Raw genomic sequence first — 21,793 nt, 5'->3', positions numbered from 1 at the left:
GAGTGATCCGTCATTTTCCCCGAAAGAGTAAACATAGTGTAGAATAGAACATTGAGTTGCGTGAATCCGCGGATTCGTGCGCCTGAGCGGCCCTCTCGCGCACCCCGGGGCCATGCAGACAACCGACAGCATGCGCAACACAGAAGAGGATGCACGAAAAAGGGATCACGTACATGGGGTTGAACGGGTTGACCGAGGCCAAAGACCTACTCCTGAACATCGCCAATATCCTGGTGCCGTTGTTTGTCTGCCAGGGTATCATCCATCAACGGGAGCACATCGACAGCGTGCAGGCCAAGGCCATCGCCACCGCCTGCTCAGTCGTGTCTATACTCTTGTGCATGACATTTCCCGCATCTATCGCCCACCAAAGTTACGACCTGCGCGCTGTGCCATGGATGATTTCCAGTATATATCAAGGATACTGGGCGTGCATGGTCCTGACCCTCACGGTGTACGCCTATCAGGCCATACTGCACGGTGCTGGATCCTATCCGACGCTCATCAGCTACGTGTATGTGCTGCCGGCGTTGTACGTGGTCATCGGAAACTTCCGGAACCAAAACCGGCGCCGACGCATCGCCACCGCGGTCCTGTTGACGAGCACGGCAGCCTTTGCCGTACTGGTGACGACAACACTGTTCCAAATGGCTGATGGCGAGCGGAACCTTTTCGCACCCGAGCGGTTGTTCCTCGACAGCGTCTACCTGCTCGCCCACTCAATCCTGGCCTGGATATCCGTGGCCATCATTGAGCACCAAAACGAGTTCCGGCGTATGCAGCGGCGCGTACAGGACATGGAGCAGACCCAGGTATTGGGTCAATTGGCCGCCTCCATCGCCCACGAGGTCCGCAACCCACTGACGGTCGTTCGCGGGTTTCTGCAGCTTCTGCTGGGAGACGCGGACCTCCCGCCCGAGAAGCGGCGTATGTATATCGAAACCAGCATACAAGAATTGGATAGGGCGGAAGACATCATTTCTAGGTACCTGGCAATGGCCAAATCCACCGGAGGGCAGAAAACGCGGATCGACGTGCGGGAACGAGTGCGACTCCTGGTGGACATGATGTCGCCCTACGCGGTGTTGCGCGGCATCGACATCGTGGAATTGTGCGAGCCCGAGCTGTATGTATGGGGAGACCCCAAGCGGTTGGACCAGGCGCTCATGAACATCGCAAAGAACGGCATCGAAGCGATGCCAAAAGGGGAAACCCTGCGCATCTATGGGCACCGTGAACATGAGCAGGTGGCCTTGGTCATTGCCGACGCGGGGGTCGGCATGACGCCAGAGGAAATCGAACGGCTGGGCACCCCCTACTACTCGACAAAAACATCCGGCACCGGCCTGGGCCTGATGGTCAGCTACCGCATCATCCGCGATATGGGCGGCCGCATTGAGGTGCAGAGTGAAAAAGGATTCGGCACCCGCTTCACGATTTACCTGCCGACTGCGGGACCATAGAAACCCACAGCCCATGCAGCAAGTGTCCCTTCTCCGGGGCTGATGGGCACAGAGACTGTCCACCCTCGCCGCTGGACGCCGATTCTGCCGATACAGTTCGGGCCAGGTCCACCGCAACCACCCGCTCACCGCGGATCGCAAGTACCTCCACGGACCGCGGCAGGCGTCGCGATGCGGCCGGCCACAAGCAGAGCGAGGCGCCACCCACATCCCAGACCACCGCCTCCCCCCGGAGTTCCGGGAGAGGGAGAAACGGACCATAATACTGAGACAACCGCTCACTTGTCCGCGCGGGACTTTGCACCAGTGCGTGCATGCGCGCTAGGCGGAGGTTGCCATCCGCAACCGGTGCGTCCCCCGGCTCCTTTTCTGAGCCGTGGCCGCTGTTCCGTAACTGGCCAGGTGCGGCTGGCCCTGTCCTGTCCGCCGATACAGACCCCTGTGGACGCGACCCCCACTCAATGAGAAACGGCAGCGGGAAATTCTCTCCCGCCTCGCGCGCCGGAAATAGCAGGCGCCAGGTCAACTCCAGCCCGTCTGGTCGCAGGCGTCGCCCTCTGACTGGGCCCACGAACGGAAGACCTGCCCGCCTCCACGCATCGGCCACCGTGTCCAGGGCGTCGGTGCGCAGCGCCAGCTGCGAAACCCCTTCTCCCCGAGCCAAATCGTAGAGCAACCAGCGGCCGAACTCGTTGGCGGCGGCCAGGGCGCTATCGAAGACCGCCGCCCATTCCACATACACCGATCCCAGATGAGCCAGTGTGTTGTATGTTCCCCACGTCTCGTGACGCCCGCCCTCGCTGGTCGCCAGGGGGAACCGATGCGCAAAGGTACGGCGTGCCTGGTGGGCGTCGCGCACCGCGTGGACAACGTGATCCAGCACAAACCGCATATGACATCCCCCTTGGACGCGCCAGCGTTACGACTTGGGGCCCGCCTTGAGGACGCGAATCAAGTCCGATTCGCTCATGTTCGAACGGAACGTGTAGGTCCCCGGGCGCAGGTCTTGGTCCGCGTGCGTGTCCTTCATCTTCATGTCGAACGCGATGGCGCTCTTGACCAAATGGTGCTGTTGCAAAAACACCGACAGGTCGTGCACAGGCGTTCCCAGGCGCAGAGTGTACGTGTAGGTTTTCGGCGCGATGGAAGCCGCATGCTGACTGGACGGGGATGTGGACTTCGCGGCGCCGGCGGTTTGCTTGTCACTGGCCGAAGCGGAGGATGCCTTATCCCCGCTCGCCGTTTTTCCCGCGCCCACCGAGGAGGATGTGGCGGCAGACGTCGAAGCGGACTGGGAGCCCGGTTTCACCAACTGATAGCCGTGACTCTGCGCCCACGATTCCACCCCCTGCTTGGTCAGCTCAGCCGCGGCCGCGGACGTTTTGTCACCGTGGTGCAGGCTGTCAGCCAAGAAAAACCCGATGCAACCCGCAACCACCACACAGGCCCCTGAAACTATGCGGGCAAAGGCGCGTGTGCGCGTGAACGGCACATGGTGAATCGATGTCACTGATTGCACTCGCCACTCGTCGGAGCGATAGCGCAGCCGCACATCGATGCACAACCCCCCGGAGAGGCGCGCGCGTACGTGAAACAGCATACCGCCGTCGGTCAACGGCTCCACCGCCAGCACACGCCCATGCAGGACAGCCCTCCAGACGTCGGCGCGAATATCGGGAGTGTTGGGTTTGTCAAACGCCGCGGTGTCCAAATAAGGCCGCAGCTCATCTACAAACGGCGTCTGCGGCAAGTCCGCGCAGCCAAGTTCGCGTGCTGCTTTGGCAAACGGCATGGCAACCGCCGAATTCAGCAGCGAGTACAGAGGTTGCAACGACTGAAACTCCGGATTGGCCACGGATTCTCCTCCTCCAAATGTTGAGCATGCGGGCAAGATTGTTCAGTACCCGCGCTGTCTATCCACCAGCCCCATCAGGGGCTCACCCGTTTCGTATCATCTCAGGTCATTATCCCTTTGACCATAGGCTGTTTGCTTGGAGCTTGTCAAGCATCAGGATCTACCTGCTCACTGGGCGTTGTAACCTGGCGGTGCTGTCGAGAGGCGCCGAGGGCTCGGCCAAGGCCAGCGCAGACGGGCTGCAAACAGCAACAGGGCGGCCACTTTGGCCGCCCCTGCTTGTAAGGTAGCGCTTGTGTCGTCGCAACCACGCCTCATGCGGAAACCCTTGATACGTAGGCCTGCGGTAGCATCGCACATCCGCCTCCCTTACGCCCTGTAGTATTGTCGGTCGAGGCTTGGCCCATGCAGGATCAATGCCGTTTCGTTTGGAAAGCGGTTTTACTTGTGGGAATCCGTGTCCAGTTACCCCCACATTTCCGCTGCCGGAGACGGAGTATATGAGGACCAATGCAGAAATGGGAGGTACCGGACATGAAGACCACAGGCATAGTCCGGAAGGTGGATCAGCTCGGACGGATTGCCATCCCGGCCGAACTGCGCCGCACCTTCGGCATCGAAATCAAAGACCCGCTGGCCATCTATACCGATCGTGACCGCATCATCCTCAAGCGCTACGAACCTGCCTGCATCTTTTGTGGAAATCTGGACGAGTCCATTGAGTCCTTCCACGGACGCATGATCTGCCGCGAGTGCCGCGAAGAGCTGCAACAACTGGCAATGGCGCGCATGTCCTAATCACCGATGGGCCACTGGGGCCTACCAAGGCGCCCCGGTGTGGCGGCTCAGACAGGCCCAAACCTCCGCTTCGCTCGGAAGCGCGGGAATTGCCCCGCGTTTTGTCGCGGTCAGCGCCCCCGCCGCGTTGGCGAATCGGAGTGTACGCAGCCAATCGGATGGTGTCAGCGCATCGAGATCAAAGTCAAATTCCGAAAGACGGGCCAACACCCCGGCCATGAACGCGTCCCCGGCACCGGTGGTATCGACCGCCTCCACCGGTGCACTGGGAACATGGATGACCTCCTCACCGGGTACATATACAAGCGATCCGTCCGCTCCCAGTGTGACCAACAGAGCACGCACTCGGTACGCGTCCGCCAAGCGACGAATGGCATCGGCGAAGCCTGCAGACAACCGCTGGCGTTGGCCATCGCTCTCCCACATGGACTCGGCCCTGGCTGTCCATTGCGGACAGAGGAACATCAATTCCTCTTCGGACACCTTGACCACATCGGCCAGGGTCAAGCCTTCGTGAATGCACTGCCGGGCTACCTCCAGGTCTTTCCACAGCGGGGGTCTCAGGTTGACGTCGAAAGAAACCACCCGGCCTGCCTGCTTCGCGGTCTGCGCCGCCGCCAGGGTGGTCTGCCGTGCTGGGTCGTCGGTCAGGGAAACCGACCCAAAATGGAACAGCGGTGTACTGGCCACCCGATTCCAGTCAATGTCCTTCGTCGAAAGCTGCGTGTCGGCCCCTGGGTGGCGGTAGAAGTGAAACGTACGCTCCCCGTTTGGCGACAGATGGACAAACGCCAAGGTCGTAGGCGCCGTCCGAGACACCACAAGTCCAGCGGTGTCGACGCCACAATCCATCAATGTGGTCCTCAGTTGCTGGCCAAACGCATCGGGTCCGACCATGCCCACAAAGCCAGCCGGCACGCCAAACCGAACCAACGCTGCGCACACGTTGGCCGGGGCGCCGCCCGGATTCGCAGCAAACACCGGTACCCCCAGATGGTTACCGACGGGCGGCGTCTCGACCGGGGTGAAATCGATGAGTAATTCCCCGAGCGCGATGACCTTGAGGGGCTGACCTGCCGCGGAAAATTGCGTTCTGTCCTGGAAATTGGCACGTATGCCCGTTTGCAAATGACTCACCTCAGGCCTATGTATGCATGGATTATGGATGCATGGACAGCTCCCACCACGAGCTCACGTGTACGCTGTCCTTCATGATCTCCTATAATAAAATATAATAAAATAATAACAATGGTCTCTAATGGCCTCTGCGGGATGTCCGTGTATTTCCGTGCATTGAAAAAGTGGGCATGCCAGACGCACAGCGTGCCCAAACCGGATGACGAGCGACCATCATGAAAGAATGAATCACCAGGACGAAGTGACGGCTGGCCCTTAGCCGGAGGAGGGATGCGCGTTGCCAACGGACGCATTGGGACGCTCCCTGCGCGACTTGCGGATTTCGGTCACGGACCGGTGCAATTTTCGCTGTCGATACTGTATGCCCAAAGAAGTCTTCGGACCCGATTTCGCCTTCCTCCCGCGCACCGCTCTGTTGACGTTTGAGGAGATTGTCCGCTTCACTCGCATCGCGGCCCAACTGGGCGTCCGCAAGGTGCGCCTGACCGGTGGGGAACCTCTGTTGCGCCGCAACCTGGAGGAGTTGGTCGCCCAGTTGGCCGAGATCGACGGTATCGAGGACATCGCCCTGACCACGAACGGATCGCTCCTGACAAGAGACAAGGCGGTCGCCCTGCGCGCCGCTGGACTGAGGCGCATCACCATCAGCCTGGATTCGTTGGACGACGCCGTCTTCATGGCGATGAACGATGTACATTTTCCGGTCGCCAAAGTCTTGCAGGCGATTGAAAACGCTCACGCGGCGGGTTTGCGCCCGGTCAAGGTCAACATGGTGGTCCGACGCGGCTGGAACGAGGACAGCATTATCCCGATGGCGGAGTGGTTTCGTGGCAGTGGCTGCATCCTGAGGTTCATCGAATACATGGATGTGGGCAACTCCAACGGCTGGAAGCTGGATGACGTGGTTCCGGCGGAAGAAATCCTCCGCCGCATCCACCAGCGTTGGCCGCTGGAAGCCGTGCCCCCGCGCACTCCAGGTGAGGTGGCCACCCGGTTTCGTTATGCCGACGGGCAGGGCGAAATCGGCGTCATCGCCTCGGTGACACGGCCGTTTTGCGGTCAATGCACGCGCCTCAGGTTATCGGCCGAAGGCAAGCTGTACACCTGCTTGTTTGCGTCGCACGGGTTTGACCTGCGTGCGCCGCTGCGCGCCGGCGCGTCCGATGCCGAACTGCTGGAACTGCTCAGCCAATTGTGGGGTGAGCGCCGGGACCGGTACTCCGAACTGAGGACGCAAGCCACCAGTCAACAGCCAAAAGTGGAGATGTCCCACATCGGGGGGTGATAGGCGTGGAGCAAAGCCAAACGGAGTCCTCGAGCCCGCGCGTGGCCGGCATCGTGCTGGCCGCCGGATTGTCCACCCGCATGGGCCGACCCAAGCCCCTGCTAGAATTGGCCGGTATTCCGTTTGTGCGTCGCGTGGCCGCCGCGGCGACGTCCGGAGGATTGGCGCCGGTGGTCGTCGTGGTGGGCCCCAATGAGCTGCAGGTGCGGCGCGCCCTCGCCGGCCTGCCAGGAATACGCTTGGTGAAAAATCCAAATTACGCTTCAGGCATGGCCTCCTCGCTGAGCACGGGTCTGCGGGAGGTGATGGCGCACTGCGACGCTGTGATGGTGCTGCTGGCGGATCAACCCCTGCTGCCTGCCAGCGTGGTGGCCCGACTGTGCGCCCGCTACGCTGAGAAACGAGCGGACGGCATTCTCATCGTGCGCTCCCGTTACGCCGGCCAGCCGGGCCATCCCGTGCTGTTTGACAACGCTGTGTTTCCGGAGCTGCTGCAGCTGCAAGGGGACGTTGGCGCCCGGTCGGTCGTGTCGCGCCACGCGTCCGCGCTCACTTGGGCCGACTTCGCCAACCCATGGTGGGGCAAGGATGTCGACACCCCTGCGGCCCTGGCCGAGGTATTGACGGCATGCGGAGACAGTCGTCCCCGTTAATGGGAAGCACACCCGGCGCGCATCCGGATGCAACGGGCGGAGCCAGGCAATCAGCGCCCTGTTGCCCCATCCGCATTACGCTCGCAGTATCCATTCCCAAGCCTGCTCCAGGTCGGCCCAGTTTCCGGCCGGCCGCACCGAGTGGCACGCCCCTAGCAGCGCCTGTGCCGCTGCCGTGGCCGGCCGATAGGCCGAATCTGTCGCGAGCGGGTTCAACCAGACCAGTCGCCGCGTCCACCGTCGCAACCAGGCCAGCTCCCCGGCCAAGCCGCGCTGGCTGGCGTCCGCCGTGGCTCCTTCCGGCTCCGCGGAGGCTGCCTCAAATCCGTCCGTTGCCAGCAGTACGTACGCCCCCCGCTGCAGCATACGGCGCGCGTACTGGCGGCGAAACTCGGCCAACGCCTCGGTCAGCCGCGTGCCACCGGCGAAGTCGGGGATCCGCGCCAAGGCGTCCGCCAGCGCCCGGTTGGGGCTGTGCTGGCGCAGCTCGCGGGTGATGCGCGACAGGCGCGTGGAGAAAACGAACACCTCTAAGGGCACTCGTCGTTGTAACAGCACGTGGGCGAAACTGAGCAACGCCCGGCTGTACGGCTCCATGGAGCCGCTGACATCGCACAATATCAGCACAGGCCGCGGCACGACGGCGCGGGCCGCGTACAGCAGGCGCAGGACCTCGCCGTGCCCCAAGCTGGTGCGCAGTGTCCGGGCGAGGTCCATCCGTCTTGGTCGTCGATCCGGGCGCCAGCGCCTGCCGAGCCGCATTGGCCCACCAACCGCCTCCGACCAGCTGGCCAGTTGCCGCAGCTCAGCCTCGGTCAGACGGGCGAAGTCGGTTTGGCGCAGTGCTTCCTGGTGACTGGCACCCCGCCGCCAATTCACCTGGACCGGCTCGTTCTCTCGCGTGTCTGGTCGTTCTCCCTCGCGCTCGGCCCGTCCCTTGGCGCCCAGCCACACGACCTGCGGCCTTTGCCACCGCTGCGCCCGCAGACGCGCCACATGGGCCGCCAGGGTATTCTCCGCCAGGAACGGCAGCGACGGCCCGCGGAGTGTGCGCAAGAATTGGCGCCAGAGGGCGTCAAAAACGAAGAACTCATCCGCCCGTTTCGCCACCACCGCCCGCACGGCAAAGCGGCAGACTGCCTCTTTGTCCAGGCCCACGGCCGCCAGGGCCGAAAGCGCCGCCGTCTCCTCCTCGGCGCCGATGGAGAAGCCGCAGGCCCGCAGCGCCCGCAGGAACACCAGCATGTTTTCCTCAATCAGCTCCGGATCAACCATCCACCTGCCTCCCGGCCACAGCGCCCGCCTCGGCCAACAGCCGCCGCAGCGGCGAGGAATCGGCGCCTTTGTCCCCAAGCAACAGGTCCAAGTCGTCCCGGTACTTGAGCAGGCACCCGAGCGTCGCCTCCACCCGCTCCGCATCCAGGCGTCTGGCGCCAAGCGCTGTCAGCGCTTCCGCCCACTGAATTGTCTCCGCCACCCCGGGCGCCTTGAACAGCGGTTCTTGCCGCAGGCGCTGAACAAAGGCCGTGATGCTGGCCGCCAATTGGGCCGACACCTCGGCTACCCGTTCGCGGACAATGCGCACTTCCTTGTCGAAAGACGGGTAGTCCAGCCAGTGATACAAACACCGGCGCTTGAGCGCGTCATGCAGCTCGCGCGTGCGGTTGGAGGTGAGGACGACCAGCGGTTCTTCCTGCGCGCTCAGCGTCCCCAGTTCCGGGATGGTCACCTGAAATTCGGCCAGAACCTCAAGCAAGAACGCTTCAAACTCTTCGTCGCTACGATCGACCTCGTCAATCAACAGGACCGGAGCCGGGCCGTCGGGCGCCACCGCAGCCAACAGCGGCCGGCGCAGCAAAAACTTCGGCCCAAACAGCTCGCGCTCCAGGGCAGCGCGCCCAGCGGCGTCCTCCGCCGTCCGCTCCCACAGGCGGATGTGCAGGAGCTGCAACGGGTAATTCCACTCATACAGGGCGCTGGCCCTGTCCATTCCCTCATAGCATTGTAAGCGGACCAGCGGGCGGTCAAGCACTGCGGCCGCCACCTTGGCCACTTCCGTCTTGCCGACACCCGCCTCCCCTTCGAGGAACAAAGGCCGCTTGAGGGCCAGGGCCAAAAACACGCTGGTGGCAAGCGCCGTGTCTGCGATGTAGCCGGCCCGTGCAAACGCCCGCTCGACATCGTCAGGGCCCGTAAACGGATGATTCACAGCAACACCTTCTGCAACACCCGCTTTGTATAGACACAGCACAGATGGCGGCGGTATTCCTCCGACGCGTACACGTCCGATCCTATCCATCCGTCCTCCGCCGCGTACTGGGCGGCTTCGTGGACGGTTTCCAGAGAAGCCGTCTTGCCGACCAACGCCTCCTCCACCTGGCGGGCGCGGTACGCACAGTCGGCAGCTCCGGTGACACTGATGCGCGCGTGTTCCACAGTGCCGTCGGCAGACACGGCCACTGCCGCCGCCACACCGACCACCGCGTAGCCGGAGGCGGGATGCGGACACTTCACGTACGCGCTCCTCGTGTTGGACGCCGGTATGGGCACCGCCACCGACGAAATCACCTGCCCGTCCGGCAGGGCGGTCACCATCGGCCCGAGGAAGAAATCTTCCGCCGCCAGTACGTCCCGCCCCGCTGGTCCCATCACAGTCAGTCGGGCGTCGTAGGCGATTGCTACAGCCGGCAGATCGGAGGACGGATCGGCATGGGCCAGATTGCCGCCTATCGTGCCGCGGTTGCGCACCTGCAGGTCGCCAATTCGCGCTGCGGCTTCCGCCAGCGCGGGCAGGTGGGTGCGAATGAGCGGATGCTTCGCGACCTCGGCATGGGTGGTCAACGCGCCGATGACCATCTCGTCGCCGACGCGTTGAATCCCCCGCAGCTCCTTCACCCCGCTGATGTCCACCAGGGTCGCCGGATTGGCCAGGCGCATTTTCATCAGCGGCAGCAGACTGTGCCCGCCCGCGAGCAGTTTTGCGCCCGAGTCCTCCTGTAAAATCGCAATCGCCTCGGCGACAGAACTGGCTCGTCGATACGCGAACGCTTGAGGAATCATGAGCGTTGCCCCCCTTCCTGGATGGACCGCCATACACGCTCCGGCGTCAACGGCATCTGGATTTCCCGCACGCCAAACGGCGCCAGGGCGTCCAGCACGGCGTTGACTACCGTAGGCGTCGCGGCAATTGTGCCGGTTTCGCCGATCCCTTTGACGCCCAGCGGATTGTGTGGCGACGGGGTTTCGGTGAACGCAGTTTCAAAATTCGGGAAGAAACGCGCCTTCGGCATCGCGTAGTCCATCAGCGTGCCGGTCACCAACTGCCCCTGTTCGTCATACACGGCCCCTTCCCACAGGGCCTGGCCGATGCCCTGGACGATGCCGCCGTGCACCTGGCCTTCCGCAATCATCGGATTGATGACGCGCCCGCAGTCGTCCACCGCAATGTAGCGGTCGATACGGACATCGCCCGTATCCGTGTCCACCTCAACCATGCAGATATGGGTGCCAAACGAGTACGTGAAGTTGGCCGGGTCATAGAAGGCCTGCGCTTCCAAAGACGGCTCAACGCCCTGGGGCAGATTCCAGGCCATGTGAGCCTGGAGAGCCACGTCCTGGAAGCTGACGCTGCGGCTCGGCGCCCCTTTGGCGTAGAACTGCCCATCCGCGCACTCCACGTCCTCCGTCGATACTTCCAGCATGTGCGCGGCAATCCGGCGCGCTTTCTCCAGCACCCGGTCCAGCGCCACCGCCAGCGCGCTGCCGGCCACCGGGGTCGTGCGCGATCCGTACGTGCCCCAGCCCATGGAGATGCGGGCTGTGTCACCGTGCACCACCTCGACATCCTCCACCGGCACCCCGAGTTTGTCGGCCACAATCTGGGCAAAAGTGGTCTCCTCGCCTTGCCCGTGCGGTGAGGAGCCGGTAAACACAGTCACCTTGCCGGTCGGATGCACGCGCACTGTGGAACTCTCCCACAGTCCGCCTTGGAAGCCGACCGCCCCGGCTACTTGGGAAGGGCCGAGCCCGCAGATCTCCACATACGTCGTCACCCCGACACCGACATGCCGGCCCTGAGCCCGCAGTTCCTGCTGTTTGCGGCGGAAGCCGTCGTAATCGGCCATGTCCAAGGCCCGCGACAACGCCAAATGGTAGTTGCCGCTGTCATACTCCAGCCCGGTCGGCGTGTGGTAGGGAAATTCATCCGCCGGAATCAGATTCCGCCGGCGCACCTCGACTGGATCCATGCGGATTTCTCGGGCGTACAAATCAACCATGCGCTCCAGCAGGTACGTCGCCTCCGGCCGTCCAGCGCCCCGGTAGGCGTCGGTGGGTGTGGTGTTGGTGAACACCCCATACACGTCCACGCCGACGTACGGAATCGTGTACGGCCCAGGGACAATCAGGCCGAACAGGATGGTGGGTACCCCAGGAGCCGCGGTGGACAGGTACGCTCCCATGTTGGCATAGGCGCGAACGCGAATAGCCTGGATGCGCCCGTCGCGTGTACCGGCCAGTTCCAACTCCTCCACATGGTCGCGGCCGTGCGTGGTCGCCAGGAAGTGCTCGCGCCGGTCCTCCGTCCACTTGACCGGACGCCCCAAATCCATCGCCGCAAACGCCACCAGGGCTTCATCCGGGTACACGGCGATCTTGGCACCAAAACCGCCCCCCACATCGGTTGCGACCACGCGCAAGCGATGCTCAGGGATGCCGAGAATGCCGGAGAGTATGAAGCGGTGGATGTGCGGGTTTTGGGAGGTCACCCAGACTGTCAACTCCCCTGTCGCTGGGTTGTACTGAGCGACCGAGGCACGCGGTTCCATCGGGTTGGGCACCAACCGCTGCTGGCGGATGGTGTGTCGAACCACGACCTCCGCCTGATTGAACACCTCGTCCGTGACGTTGCCAATCTGCCAGTGGAAGGCCACGTTGTCCGGCGCCTCTTCGTGCAGGACAGGAGCCCCGTCCCGCATCGCCTCCACCTGGTTCACCACGGCGGGCAGCACTTCGTACTGCACGGAAATGAGGTCAAGCGCGTCGCGCGCCGCGTAACGGCTGTCGGCGACCACCATCGCGACCCCGTCGCCGACGTAGCGCACCTTGTCGACCGCAAGCGCGTGATGAGGGGGCGTCTTCAGACTGGATTCGGGTGGAATCCAGGCCGTCGGGACGGTGCCCATGGGCTCGGCCAGGTCCCGCCCCGTATAGATTGCCACGACCCCCGGAACCCGTTTGGCTCCCTCGACGTCGAGGCTGACAATCCGCGCATGCGCGTGTGGGCTGCGCAGAATCGCTGCATACAACATACCGGGCAGCTGCACATCGTCCGTGTACTGCCCACGGCCGGTGATAAAACGTGGGTCTTCGCGACGCTTGACCACCTGTCCAAACACCGTGCTCATGCGTCCTCCCCCTCCTGGCGCAGCGAGTCTTGGGCGCCGGTCGGCGCTGAGGCCGCCACCTCGACCACGGGCTCAGGTTCAGCCTGATGCGTCCTGTCGGCCGCGTACTGAATGGCCCGGACAATGTTCTGGTAACCGGTGCAGCGACAGATGACCCCTTCCAACCCCTCGCGGATCTCCTCCTCGGTCGGATGCGGGTTTTCATCCAGGAGCCCGGCCGCGGTCATAATCACCCCCGGTGTGCAAAATCCACACTGCAGCCCATGTTTTTCCCAAAACCCTTCCTGGAGCGGGTGCAGCTTGTCAATGCGGCCGAGGCCTTCAATTGTCGTCACTTCACACCCGTCCGCCTGCACCGCCAACACGGTGCACGACTTGACCGCCTTTCTGTCCAAGAGCACGGTGCAGGCCCCGCACTGGCTTGTGTCGCAGCCGACATGCGTCCCGGTCAGCCCCAACTCGTCGCGCAGGAAGTGGACCAACAGGAGGCGCGCCTCCACCTCCCGCGTGTAGGACGTCCCATTGACCGACAGCGTGACGGAACACTTGCTTCCCTCCAAACGCCATTCCTCCTTCGCACCTGGTTCGTCCTTTCCTTTTTTGGCGTTTTGTCCAGAATCAGAAGCGTCGTCCTGACTGAACCCCCTGATTCTCTATCTCCACTCCTGCTTGCGGCCGCAGTCACGCCCTGACCGAGCCCGCGCTCTGGCATTTCCGTGTACGGGTGTCTTTTGATCTGGATGGTAGCACGCGGGTATTATTATCGCAATCCTATGTGACTATGAAAAAGCGCGTCATTTCTATGAAAGCCACGTGCTCACGTGAGGGGAGAGAAACAGAACCGCCCGACGCGCGGGGCGCCGGGCGCAACCACAGCTCACGGCCAAGCGGCCTCTATAAGCGGACGCTAGGCTCACTCCGCCAGCGTCTGGGGGACACGCGGTTCAGGCCGAGGTTCCCGGCTCCCGTGCGGGGACATCTGCCCTGCCCCGCCGCGGTGATTGAGAAACAGGTTGAGGAGCACGGCCGTGACCGATCCGCTCACAATCCCGTTTTGCAGCAGCATCTGCAGGGATCCCGGGAGGTGGCTGAACACCTGCGGGGCGACAGCGGATCCCAATCCGACCGCGACGCTGCAGGCCACCACCAGCAGGTTCTCATTGCGGCCAAAGTCCACGTGCGAAAGGATGTTCATGCCGTAAGCGACCACCATGCCGAACATGGCTATCATCGAACCGCCAAGGACGGCGCTGGGAATCACCGTCGCCAACGCCGCCAGCTTGGGGAGACAGCCGAGGATGACCAGGATCACCCCGGCGGCGACGATGACGCTGCGCGCCTTGACGCGCGTCAGCGAAACCAGGCCTACGTTCTGCGAGAAGGTGGTATACGGGAAGGTGTTGAACACGCCGCCAATCAGGATAGCCAGCCCCTCCGCCCGCAATCCTCTGACGATGTCCGCCTCCGTGATGGATTGACCGGTGACCCGGCTGATGGCGAAGTAGACGCCGGTGGACTCGACTAAACTGACCAGGCAGACCACGCACATCGTCAGCACAGCCATCGGTTGGAAGCGCGGCACTCCGAAGTAGAACGGGTGCACGACACTCACCCAGGAGGCCGAGGCCACGGCGTCGAAGTGGACGATGCCAAGCAGCCAGCCCGCCAGCGTGCCCGCGATGAGGCCAATGAGCACGGAGACGGAGCGGGCGAAACCGGTCAAGAAGCGGTTAAGGAACAAAATCAGCAGCAGTGTGCCGAGCGCCAGGCAGAGGTTGAGCGGCCGGCCGAAGTCGGAGCTGCCGCTGCCCCCGGCCGCGTCGTTCATGGCCACCGGGATGAGAGACAGACCGATGATGGTGACGACAGACCCTGTCACCACGGTCGGAAACAGGCGCAGCACCTTGCCGAAGACAGGCGCCACCAACACGACCATCAGGCCAGCCGCCAGGATGGCGCCGAAGACAGCGGGCATCCCAGACGTCCGACCGATGGCCGCGATGGGCGCGACGGCTGTGAACGTGCAGCCCAGCACCACCGGCAGACGGATGCCGACAAAGCGCGTTCCGATGACCTGCAAGAGGGTGGCGATGCCGCAGGTGAACAGGTCCGAGGCCAGCAGGTACGCCATCTGCGCCGAGTTTAGCTTCAAGGCGCTGCCGATGAGCAGCGGCACCACGACCGTCCCCGCGTACATGGCCAGCACGTGTTGCAGGCCGAGCGTGGCCACCTGTGCGCGCCGCAGCGTCTGAGCGGTCACCGTCATCAAAAGCCACTCCCGTTCTGTGAGAAATAGGGTTGTGGGCGTTGCAAAGGAGATATCCCACCCAGGGCCTTGTCCGCTGCGGGCTCCGCCGTATCCTCTTCGGCCAGGAATTCAATCCTGCCCGCGTCCATACGGCGAATGCGGACCAGGGCGCAGACTGGTACGCCGAGGGCGTCCAACTGCTGCCGTCCCTCCTGAAAACTTTTCTCGATGACCACCCCCACCCCAACCAGGTGAGCTCCGGCGCGCCGGACCATCTCACACAAACCGAGGATTGCGCCGCCCCGCGCAAGGATGTCGTCAACAATCAACACCCGCTCTCCCGCGCGCAGATACGCCTTCGAGATGGTGATAGGAACCGTCTCACCGCGCGTGTACGAGACGACCGGCACGGAGTACGCCTCGCCCGCCTGCGTGAGGGCGCGACGTTTCTTGGCGTAGACAAACGGGACAGCCAGACACAGCGCGGTCGCCATCGCGACATGGATACCGCTGGCCTCGACCGTCAGCACCTTGTCCACCCGTTCACCCGCAAACCGCGCGGCAAAAGCCTTACCAATGTCCAGAATGAGACCGGGATCGACCTGATGGTTGAGAAATGAATCGACCTTCAGCACGGTCGGCGACAGTACGCGTCCTTCCTCCCGGATGCGGCGCTGAAGCGACTGCACGGGTCATCACACTCCTGGCATGAAAAAGTTAGGGGGCCACGTCCTGCGGGGATGCCAAGCCACTACAAAAAAACCCAGACCGACAGGTTCGACCACCGTTTCCAGCAAGTGAAACCTGTCCGTCTGGGCTTTTCTCCCTCTGGTGTCCCGCGCGGATGGACCGCGCGGGCGCGTCGCTCGGTCCAGACCGCAAGTCCGCCTACGGGATGTTGCACCTACGCCATAGCGAATGGAGACGCAGTAAGCCGCACCAAGCGCCTCATTCTGATGGGCGCACGCCATCCCCGCGTGCCCTGTCGGCACGCTGCCCCTGCGCGGAACCCTAGACGCGCTTTCACTCGTAGTCAAACGATTTACGGTCGTTTGGTAGAGACTGCCGGGCCGTATCCCCCGCATTATACGAGCTCTATGCAGTTGTTCGATGTGACCACCATAGCAGAGCCGCAGGGCTTTGACAAGACGAAATGGAAACCGGGCAAAAGGAACCGGGCGGAGCATGCGGTCCGAACCAACCGCCGATCCGCCTTGCGACTCGCTTCATTCGACCCTGTGCACGGACACAGAGAGAGCCTCGACCTGTTCAACGATGCCGGGGTCGACCTCGGCGTCCGTGATCAGGATGTCCGCCACCCGCACCGGCGCGATTTTCGTGAAGGCGCGCTTTTGAAACTTGCTCGAATCCACCAACAGGATGACCTCGTCGGCGTTGGCAATCATCTTCGCCTTGACTCGCGCTTGCTCCTCTGTGGTCTCGCTGATTCCGTACTCGAGGTGGCAACCCCCGCAAGACATGAACAGTTTGCCCACATGGTAGCTGTCTAGCGAGCGCTCCGCCAGCGGACCGACAAAGGAGAGCGACCGGGCAGCCAGGTTTCCCCCCACCGAGATGACCTGGATGTTGTCCTTGCCGGCCAGTTCCATGACCACCTTGACCGAATTGGTCACCACCGTCAAAGGGATGTCAGGAAGAATCTTCGCCATCTGCCAGGCGGTCGTGCTGGCGTCGAGCATGATGTGGTCTCCCGCTTCAATCCACTCCATCGCCTTCTCGGCAATCGCGCGCTTTTGCTCAATCCGTTCAATTTCCCGCTCCGAGACCGGGATTTCCAACCCCGGCTCCCCGTTGCGAACCGCTCCGCCGTGTGTGCGCAGGACCTTGCCTTCCGACTCCAATTTATCCAGGTCGCGCCGTATCGTCTCCTCCGTTACCTGAAACAGTTCGCTCAGCTCAGAGACGCGCACACTCCCCTCCCGCTCGACAAGCTCCACAATGCGGCGGTGCCGGTCTGCCATCAACATCGAATTCATCACCGACTTACCATAGGTGGTTTTCATTGCACTACCTCGTAAACGCGGCGGCCACGCCTCCGTCCACGGTCAACATGCATCCCGTCGTCTTAGCCGCCCTGTCGGACGCCAGGAACAAAACAGCTTCAGCAATGTCTTCCGGCACCACGTTGACATGGAGGAGGGTCCGATTTTTATAATACTCTTCCAGTTCGTCCGGGGAAATCCCGTAGGCGGCGGCCCGTTCCTCACGCCAGCTGGAGTTCCAGATCTGCGATCCCTGCAGGACCGCGTCCGGCAGCACCGAATTGACGCGGATACCGTACGGGCCGCCCTCGACCGCCAAACAGCGCGCCAAATGGACCTCCAGGGCCTTGGCGCTGCTGTACGCCGCCGCGTCCTTGCCCGCGTACACCGAGTTTTTGGACGCGACAAACACGATGCTGCCGCCAATGCCTTGCCGCAGCAAAGTGGCGAACGCCGCCCGCGAGGTCAGGAAGTACCCGGTCCCCAGCACGGCCAGGTTACGGTTCCATTCGTCCAGCGTGGTCTCCGTGACCGCCGCGGAACTGGCCAGGCCCGCGTTCGACACGAGCAGGTCCAGGCCGCCGTACGCCAGGATTGTCGCCCGCAGGGCCTCCTCGACCGATTCCTCCCTGGTCACGTCCAGGTACACCGAGGTGACTGTCCCTTCACCAAAGCGATCCGCCAGTTCCCCCGCCACCTGCTGCGCGCGCTCCGTGTTGATATCCGCGATGACCACGTGCGCGCCGGCGGCCGCCAGCCGCTCGGCGGTCGCGCTGCCGATGCCTCCCGCACCGCCGGTGACAAACGCCACCTGCCGCGACAACTCTTTCTCCGGCGGGGCGAGCGATAGTTTGTAGAGTTCAAGCGGCCAATACTCCACGCGGAACGACTCCCGCTCATCCAGGGACACAAACCGCCCGAGCGTGCTCGCCCCTTTCATCACCGCCACCGCCCGCCGGTAAAGATCCACCGCGATATTGGCCATTTTCTTCGTCTTACCCGTGCCGATGACCCCGAGCCCGGGAATGAGAATCACGCGCGGGTACGGATCGGCCATAGACTGGTTACCATCTGTATGTCGCCGGAAATACTCGCTGTACTCGGCTGCATACCGCTCCATTCCGACCCGCAGACGCTCGACCAGCTGCTCCACATCCCCACTCTCCGGCTGCCAGTCGACATACAGCGGGACCCGCTTCGTATGGACAAGGTGATCCGGGCAGGCGGCCCCCACCTGCGAAAGTTCTGGAGCATCCTGGCTGTTAACGAACTGGAGCAAATCGTCGCTATCGTCGTAGGTGAGAATCGCCCGCTGCTTTTGCGACACCAGGCCGCGGATGACAGGCAGCACCGCCGCGGCGACTTGCCGACGCTGTTCGCTCGGGAGGGACGGATGCCTAGAGCCGCCGAACACGGTTTGCGGGTTCATCCGGGCGGCAATGTAATCGGCCGCCTCCTGAATCACCCGCAGGGTGTTTTCGTAGCAGGCGTCCGAGGTGTCCCCCCACGTGATGAGGCCGTGTTTCTCCATCAAGACCAATTCACACGCCGGATTCGCCGCCACCGCTTCGGCAATCATCTTCGACAATTGAAAGCCCGGACGCACATACGGCACCCAGACCATTCGCTGGCCGAACAACTCCTCGGCCAACTGGCGGCCATTGTCGGCGCAGCAAAGGGAGATGATGCTGTCCGGATGCGTGTGGTCAATATGCGGGAACGGGAGAAACGCGTGCAGGAGTGTCTCAATGGAAGACCGCGGGTGGCGCGCGTCCAGCATGCAGTGAGCGAGGTACTCCACCATCTCCTCGTCACTTAACTCATCCCGCTCAAGCAACGGCATGATGTCATCCAAACGCAACGCCGTAAAGTTTTTCTCAGTCGCGTCGGCCAAGTCGGAGCCACTCCCCTTGACCCAAAGCACCTTGACCTGACGACCCCGAAAGTCGGTCATCACCGTCTTCATCGATGTGTTCCCGCCGCCCCAGTTGCACACGGACCGGTCGGAGCCCAACCGGTTTGAGCGAACCACCAGTTGCCGCAAAGAAGTCTGAACAACGGTTGCCGTCATCAACACGTATCTCCTTTCACCTGTCGCCCTTGCCCCGATCCGCCCGTACGGGCGTCGGCCGGCATGGGCTCTGTCTGTTCCATGAGCGCAACGAGCCGCTCATAACCGAACGCCCAGCGCCCATCGTCTGGGCGCGGCGTGTATGTCGTCTGGGCAAACGAGCGGCCGATGAGCGCCGGGATCTCGTCCACCCCGCTCAACTCCCCTTGCGCAATCAACTGCGCACACAGATTCCCGACCACGGTCGCCTCGGCCGGTCCCGCCACCACCGGCTTGCCTGTAGCATCAGCCGTCCACTGGCACAAGGCGGTGTTGTTCACCCCGCCCCCCACCACGTGAATCGCATCGAACCGGCTCTGTGTCGCCTCTTCCAGACGTTCCAGCACCCAGCGGTACTTGAGCGCCAGGCTCTCGAGGATACAGCGCACCACCGCTGCGTCGTCCTCAGGCATGTGTTGACCCGTTCGCGCCGCGAAAGCCTGTATCGCCTGGACCATATCGTCCGGCGCCAGGAAGACCTCCGCGTCCGGATCGATCACGCAGGCCATTGGAGCGGCCCGCTCGGCCATGGCCACCATATCGGCAAACGACACATCGCGGCCTTGACGCGTCCAAAGACGGCGCACTTCCTGTAACAACCACAAACCCATTACATTTTTTAGCAGTCGGTAGTTGCCGACACCGCCTTCGTTGGTGAAGTTAAACTGCTCGGTCACCTCTGTAATGAGCGGCCGCGGGACGAGTGTGCCGACCAGCGACCACGTACCGCTAGAGATGTAGGCCACTTTGCGCGCGCCTGACGGCAACGCGAGAATGGCGGAGGCGGTGTCGTGTTCCGCCACATTCACGACATCGACGCGACCGGCTCCCAGTTGCGCCTGCAAGCGGGGACGCAGGCTCCCGAGCCGGTGCAGCGGCGGTACCACGGGCGGCAGCAGATCCGACGGAATCCCGAGCGCGGCAAGCAAATCGCCGTCCCAATCCAACGTGCCCTGACGCAGCAGCTGCGTTGTGGTGGCATCGGTGAACTCGCTCACCAGCTCGCCCGTCAGATAAAACGTGAAAAGATCGGGCAACAGCACCGCATGCCGCGCGCAGTCCAACAGCTGCGGACGCTCGGTACGCAAGTAAGCGAGTTGAAAAATGGTATTGATGGGCAGGATTTGAATGCCCGTCCGCCGAAACAAATCATGCTTGGAGATAGAAGCCAACACCTGTGTCATGGCCGCTACGAACTGTGGGTTTCGATAGTGCCGGGGATTCGCGACCAATTCCCCGTGACCATCAATTAAGCCAAAGTCTACCGCCCAAGTATCGATACCGAGGCTGTCAATCCCACCCTGCTGTCGAGCCGCCAACAGACCAACCCACACCTCGTGGAACAGCCGGGGAAAATCCCAATACACCGTATCGCCCAATGTGGCTGGCTGATTGGGAAAGCGGGTCAATTCCTTCAGCAAGAGCACTCGTCCGTCAAACTCCCCCAGCACTGTGCGCCCGTTGCTCGCCCCCAAATCCGCCGCAAAGCCGCGCCACCTGGCCATCACGTCCACCCTTGCCCCCCAGTCCCCCGCTGCAATCGCTTTTTCTCCTCATCACTGTGCAGGTACGCCGCCAGCGGATCCTGCGGCACGCCGAGCTCTTCGCGCACTTGGGCCAACAACGGTCGCACATCCGTCTGGAACGCGTCGTACAGAATGCGTTCGGCGCGAATGACATCGCCTTCCGCCTGCGCGTCCTCAAGTTCTTGGCGCGGCACCAACAACGCCTTGGCGAACGCCACCTGGATGTTTTCAACCGAGCGCAGGATGGCCGGAATTTTCGACTCGATGTTGTGGGACTGGTCAATCATGTAGGCTACCCGTGACGCACAGGCCGCAGTGTCAGGGTCGTCTTCCGCGCCCACCAACTCGAGACAAATGAGAAAGAGTTCATAGGGATCGATGGAGCCAACCATCAGGTCATCATCCGCGTATTTTCGGTTGTTGAAGTGGAAACCACCCAGCTTGCCCTCGTCCAACAGGGTAGCCACAACGTGCGCAATGTTCGTCCCTTGCGGGTGGTGGCCCAGATCAACCAACACCTGGGCTTTATCCCCCAGCTTCAGGCAACAACTGTACGCGGTGCCCCAATCGGGCAGGTCCGTATGGTAAAACGCAGGTTCGAAAAACTTGTACTCGATAAGCATCCGGGCACCTTCCGGCAATTCCGCGTAGACACGCTCCAGTGCTTCGACCAAATAATGCTTCCGCTTGCGAAAGTCGTCCTGTCCTGGATAGTTGGTTCCATCAGCGATCCACAGGCTGAGCACGTCCGAGTTAACCGTCCTCATGATCTCGACGCACTCGAGCATGTGGGCCACAGCCTTCTCGCGCACCTCTTTTCGCGGGTGACAGACACTCCCCAACGCGTAGTCGTCGTCCTGAAACAGATTGGGGTTGACCGCTCCAATTTGGAGACCGAGCTGTTCCGCGTAGGCTTTCAAGTCCCGGTAGTCGTCGACGTGGTCCCACGGAATGTGGATGGCCACCTTGGGACACACACCCGTCAGGCGATGCACAAGCGCCGCGTCTTCGAGTTTTTCATACGGATTGCGAGGAACACCGGGCTGCCGAAACACCTTGAACCTCGTACCGCTGTTGGCGTATCCCCAGGATGGTGTTTCGATGATGAGGGATTTGAGTTTTGATTTGATTTCTTGTAGACGATCGGTCGATGCAACCGTATGCGCAAAGTTGCAGGCACTGTCTATCATTGGACTCGCTCCTGACGGTATATTTCCACGCAACAGTAACCTTCGAAATGCGTGCTCCTTCACCTCGCAGGGGAGAAGCACTAAAGACATATCGAAACCGACCTTTAGCCGTCCCTCGCA

At 62.5% G+C, this 21,793-nt stretch carries 18 protein-coding genes and 1 riboswitch; of the genes, 4 read left to right on the top strand and 14 right to left on the bottom strand.

The genetic code is table 11. The features are described from left to right. Window positions 1–149 precede the first annotated feature (149 nt). Window positions 150–1,463, top strand: coding sequence for an ATP-binding protein (locus AK2_RS10760; RefSeq protein WP_067934207.1), 1,314 nt, complete (start codon window positions 150–152; stop codon window positions 1,461–1,463). Here AK2_RS10760 and AK2_RS10755 read toward each other — a convergent pair. Both AK2_RS10755 and AK2_RS10750 read right to left on the bottom strand, forming a co-directional pair. Continuing rightward, complete coding sequence (locus AK2_RS10755) at window positions 1,432–2,355, bottom strand: VOC family protein (RefSeq protein WP_067934205.1); 924 nt, start codon at window positions 2,353–2,355, stop codon at window positions 1,432–1,434. The genes AK2_RS10760 and AK2_RS10755 overlap by 32 nt on opposite strands. A 27-nt stretch (window positions 2,356–2,382) precedes the next feature. Further along, window positions 2,383–3,318, bottom strand: coding sequence for an MltG/YceG/YrrL family protein (locus AK2_RS10750; RefSeq protein WP_067934203.1), 936 nt, complete (start codon window positions 3,316–3,318; stop codon window positions 2,383–2,385). A 534-nt stretch (window positions 3,319–3,852) separates the two neighbouring features. Between AK2_RS10750 and AK2_RS10745 the strand changes: the two genes are divergently transcribed. Further along, on the top strand, window positions 3,853–4,116 hold the full coding sequence (locus tag AK2_RS10745; protein WP_067934201.1) for an AbrB/MazE/SpoVT family DNA-binding domain-containing protein: 264 nt from the start codon (window positions 3,853–3,855) through the stop codon (window positions 4,114–4,116). Between the two features lie 21 nt (window positions 4,117–4,137). Here AK2_RS10745 and AK2_RS10740 read toward each other — a convergent pair whose 3' ends face one another. Continuing rightward, a complete protein-coding gene (locus AK2_RS10740; RefSeq protein WP_067934199.1) occupies window positions 4,138–5,244 on the bottom strand; it encodes a carbohydrate kinase family protein in 1,107 nt (368 codons plus the stop codon). 286 nt (window positions 5,245–5,530) lie between these two features. Here AK2_RS10740 and moaA point away from each other — a divergent pair, with 286 nt between their 5' ends. After that, window positions 5,531–6,538 (top strand): GTP 3',8-cyclase MoaA, encoded by a 1,008-nt coding sequence (gene moaA / locus AK2_RS10735; protein WP_067934197.1) that lies wholly within the window; start codon window positions 5,531–5,533, stop codon window positions 6,536–6,538. 5 nt (window positions 6,539–6,543) lie between these two features. After that, on the top strand, window positions 6,544–7,191 hold the full coding sequence (locus AK2_RS10730) for a nucleotidyltransferase family protein (RefSeq protein WP_067934194.1): 648 nt from the start codon (window positions 6,544–6,546) through the stop codon (window positions 7,189–7,191). A gap of 75 nt (window positions 7,192–7,266) precedes the next feature. Here the strand turns inward: AK2_RS10730 and AK2_RS10725 are convergent, their stop codons facing one another. The 11 genes from AK2_RS10725 to rhaI form a co-directional block, all read right to left on the bottom strand. Beyond that, window positions 7,267–8,466, bottom strand: a complete 1,200-nt coding sequence (locus AK2_RS10725; protein ID WP_067934192.1) for a vWA domain-containing protein — start codon at window positions 8,464–8,466, stop codon at window positions 7,267–7,269. Next, window positions 8,459–9,400, bottom strand: coding sequence for an AAA family ATPase (locus AK2_RS10720; protein WP_067934189.1), 942 nt, complete (start codon window positions 9,398–9,400; stop codon window positions 8,459–8,461). The genes AK2_RS10725 and AK2_RS10720 overlap by 8 nt, the downstream gene beginning before the upstream one ends. Then, window positions 9,397–10,251, bottom strand: coding sequence for an FAD binding domain-containing protein (locus AK2_RS10715; protein WP_067934187.1), 855 nt, complete (start codon window positions 10,249–10,251; stop codon window positions 9,397–9,399). Before AK2_RS10715 ends, AK2_RS10720 begins: the two co-directional genes overlap by 4 nt. After that, window positions 10,248–12,596: a xanthine dehydrogenase family protein molybdopterin-binding subunit gene (locus AK2_RS10710; RefSeq protein WP_067934185.1), complete on the bottom strand. Its 2,349-nt coding sequence runs from the start codon at window positions 12,594–12,596 to the stop codon at window positions 10,248–10,250. Before AK2_RS10710 ends, AK2_RS10715 begins: the two co-directional genes overlap by 4 nt. Then, window positions 12,593–13,156, bottom strand: coding sequence for a (2Fe-2S)-binding protein (locus AK2_RS10705; RefSeq protein ID WP_083521094.1), 564 nt, complete (start codon window positions 13,154–13,156; stop codon window positions 12,593–12,595). Before AK2_RS10705 ends, AK2_RS10710 begins: the two co-directional genes overlap by 4 nt. A gap of 353 nt (window positions 13,157–13,509) precedes the next feature. Continuing rightward, window positions 13,510–14,862 (bottom strand): nucleobase:cation symporter-2 family protein, encoded by a 1,353-nt coding sequence (locus AK2_RS10700; RefSeq protein ID WP_067934182.1) that lies wholly within the window; start codon window positions 14,860–14,862, stop codon window positions 13,510–13,512. After that, window positions 14,862–15,533 carry a xanthine phosphoribosyltransferase gene (locus tag AK2_RS10695; RefSeq protein WP_067934178.1) on the bottom strand — a complete coding sequence of 224 codons (672 nt, stop codon included), beginning with the start codon at window positions 15,531–15,533 and terminating at the stop codon, window positions 14,862–14,864. The genes AK2_RS10700 and AK2_RS10695 overlap by 1 nt, the downstream gene beginning before the upstream one ends. A gap of 321 nt (window positions 15,534–15,854) precedes the next feature. Further along, a riboswitch (purine riboswitch) is annotated at window positions 15,855–15,956 on the bottom strand. A gap of 114 nt (window positions 15,957–16,070) precedes the next feature. Beyond that, window positions 16,071–16,832, bottom strand: a complete 762-nt coding sequence (locus AK2_RS10690) for a DeoR/GlpR family DNA-binding transcription regulator (RefSeq protein WP_067934215.1) — start codon at window positions 16,830–16,832, stop codon at window positions 16,071–16,073. Window positions 16,833–16,872: 40 nt separating this feature from the next. Then, window positions 16,873–18,918 carry a bifunctional aldolase/short-chain dehydrogenase gene (locus AK2_RS10685; protein ID WP_067934176.1) on the bottom strand — a complete coding sequence of 682 codons (2,046 nt, stop codon included), beginning with the start codon at window positions 18,916–18,918 and terminating at the stop codon, window positions 16,873–16,875. After that, entirely contained in the window at window positions 18,918–20,462 is a 1,545-nt protein-coding gene (locus AK2_RS10680; RefSeq protein WP_083521095.1) for a rhamnulokinase, read from the bottom strand. Before AK2_RS10680 ends, AK2_RS10685 begins: the two co-directional genes overlap by 1 nt. Then, on the bottom strand, window positions 20,462–21,673 hold the full coding sequence (gene rhaI / locus AK2_RS10675) for an L-rhamnose isomerase (RefSeq protein WP_067934172.1): 1,212 nt from the start codon (window positions 21,671–21,673) through the stop codon (window positions 20,462–20,464). Before rhaI ends, AK2_RS10680 begins: the two co-directional genes overlap by 1 nt. Between the last annotated feature and the right edge of the window lie 120 nt (window positions 21,674–21,793).

The sequence above is a fragment of the Alicyclobacillus kakegawensis NBRC 103104 genome (assembly GCF_001552655.1).
Taxonomy (GTDB): Bacteria; Bacillota; Bacilli; order Alicyclobacillales; family Alicyclobacillaceae; genus Alicyclobacillus_G; species Alicyclobacillus_G kakegawensis.
Note: the sequence above shows the minus strand (reverse complement) of the source record. Positions and strands in the feature narration are given on the sequence as shown.

What these genes read in the sequence shown, in the direction of transcription:
- AK2_RS10725 (WP_067934192.1), bottom strand. Translation starts at nt 8,466, where the DNA reads ATGGTTGATCCGGAGCTGATTGAGGAAAACATGCTGGTGTTCCTGCGG.
- AK2_RS10700 (WP_067934182.1), bottom strand. Translation starts at nt 14,862, where the DNA reads ATGACGGTGACCGCTCAGACGCTGCGGCGCGCACAGGTGGCCACGCTC.
- AK2_RS10685 (WP_067934176.1), bottom strand. Translation starts at nt 18,918, where the DNA reads ATGACGGCAACCGTTGTTCAGACTTCTTTGCGGCAACTGGTGGTTCGC.
- AK2_RS10680 (WP_083521095.1), bottom strand. Translation starts at nt 20,462, where the DNA reads ATGGCCAGGTGGCGCGGCTTTGCGGCGGATTTGGGGGCGAGCAACGGG.
- AK2_RS10760 (WP_067934207.1), top strand. Translation starts at nt 150, where the DNA reads ATGCACGAAAAAGGGATCACGTACATGGGGTTGAACGGGTTGACCGAG.
- AK2_RS10710 (WP_067934185.1), bottom strand. Translation starts at nt 12,596, where the DNA reads ATGAGCACGGTGTTTGGACAGGTGGTCAAGCGTCGCGAAGACCCACGT.
- AK2_RS10715 (WP_067934187.1), bottom strand. Translation starts at nt 10,251, where the DNA reads ATGATTCCTCAAGCGTTCGCGTATCGACGAGCCAGTTCTGTCGCCGAG.
- AK2_RS10755 (WP_067934205.1), bottom strand. Translation starts at nt 2,355, where the DNA reads ATGCGGTTTGTGCTGGATCACGTTGTCCACGCGGTGCGCGACGCCCAC.
- rhaI (WP_067934172.1), bottom strand. Translation starts at nt 21,673, where the DNA reads ATGATAGACAGTGCCTGCAACTTTGCGCATACGGTTGCATCGACCGAT.
- AK2_RS10690 (WP_067934215.1), bottom strand. Translation starts at nt 16,832, where the DNA reads ATGTTGATGGCAGACCGGCACCGCCGCATTGTGGAGCTTGTCGAGCGG.
- AK2_RS10745 (WP_067934201.1), top strand. Translation starts at nt 3,853, where the DNA reads ATGAAGACCACAGGCATAGTCCGGAAGGTGGATCAGCTCGGACGGATT.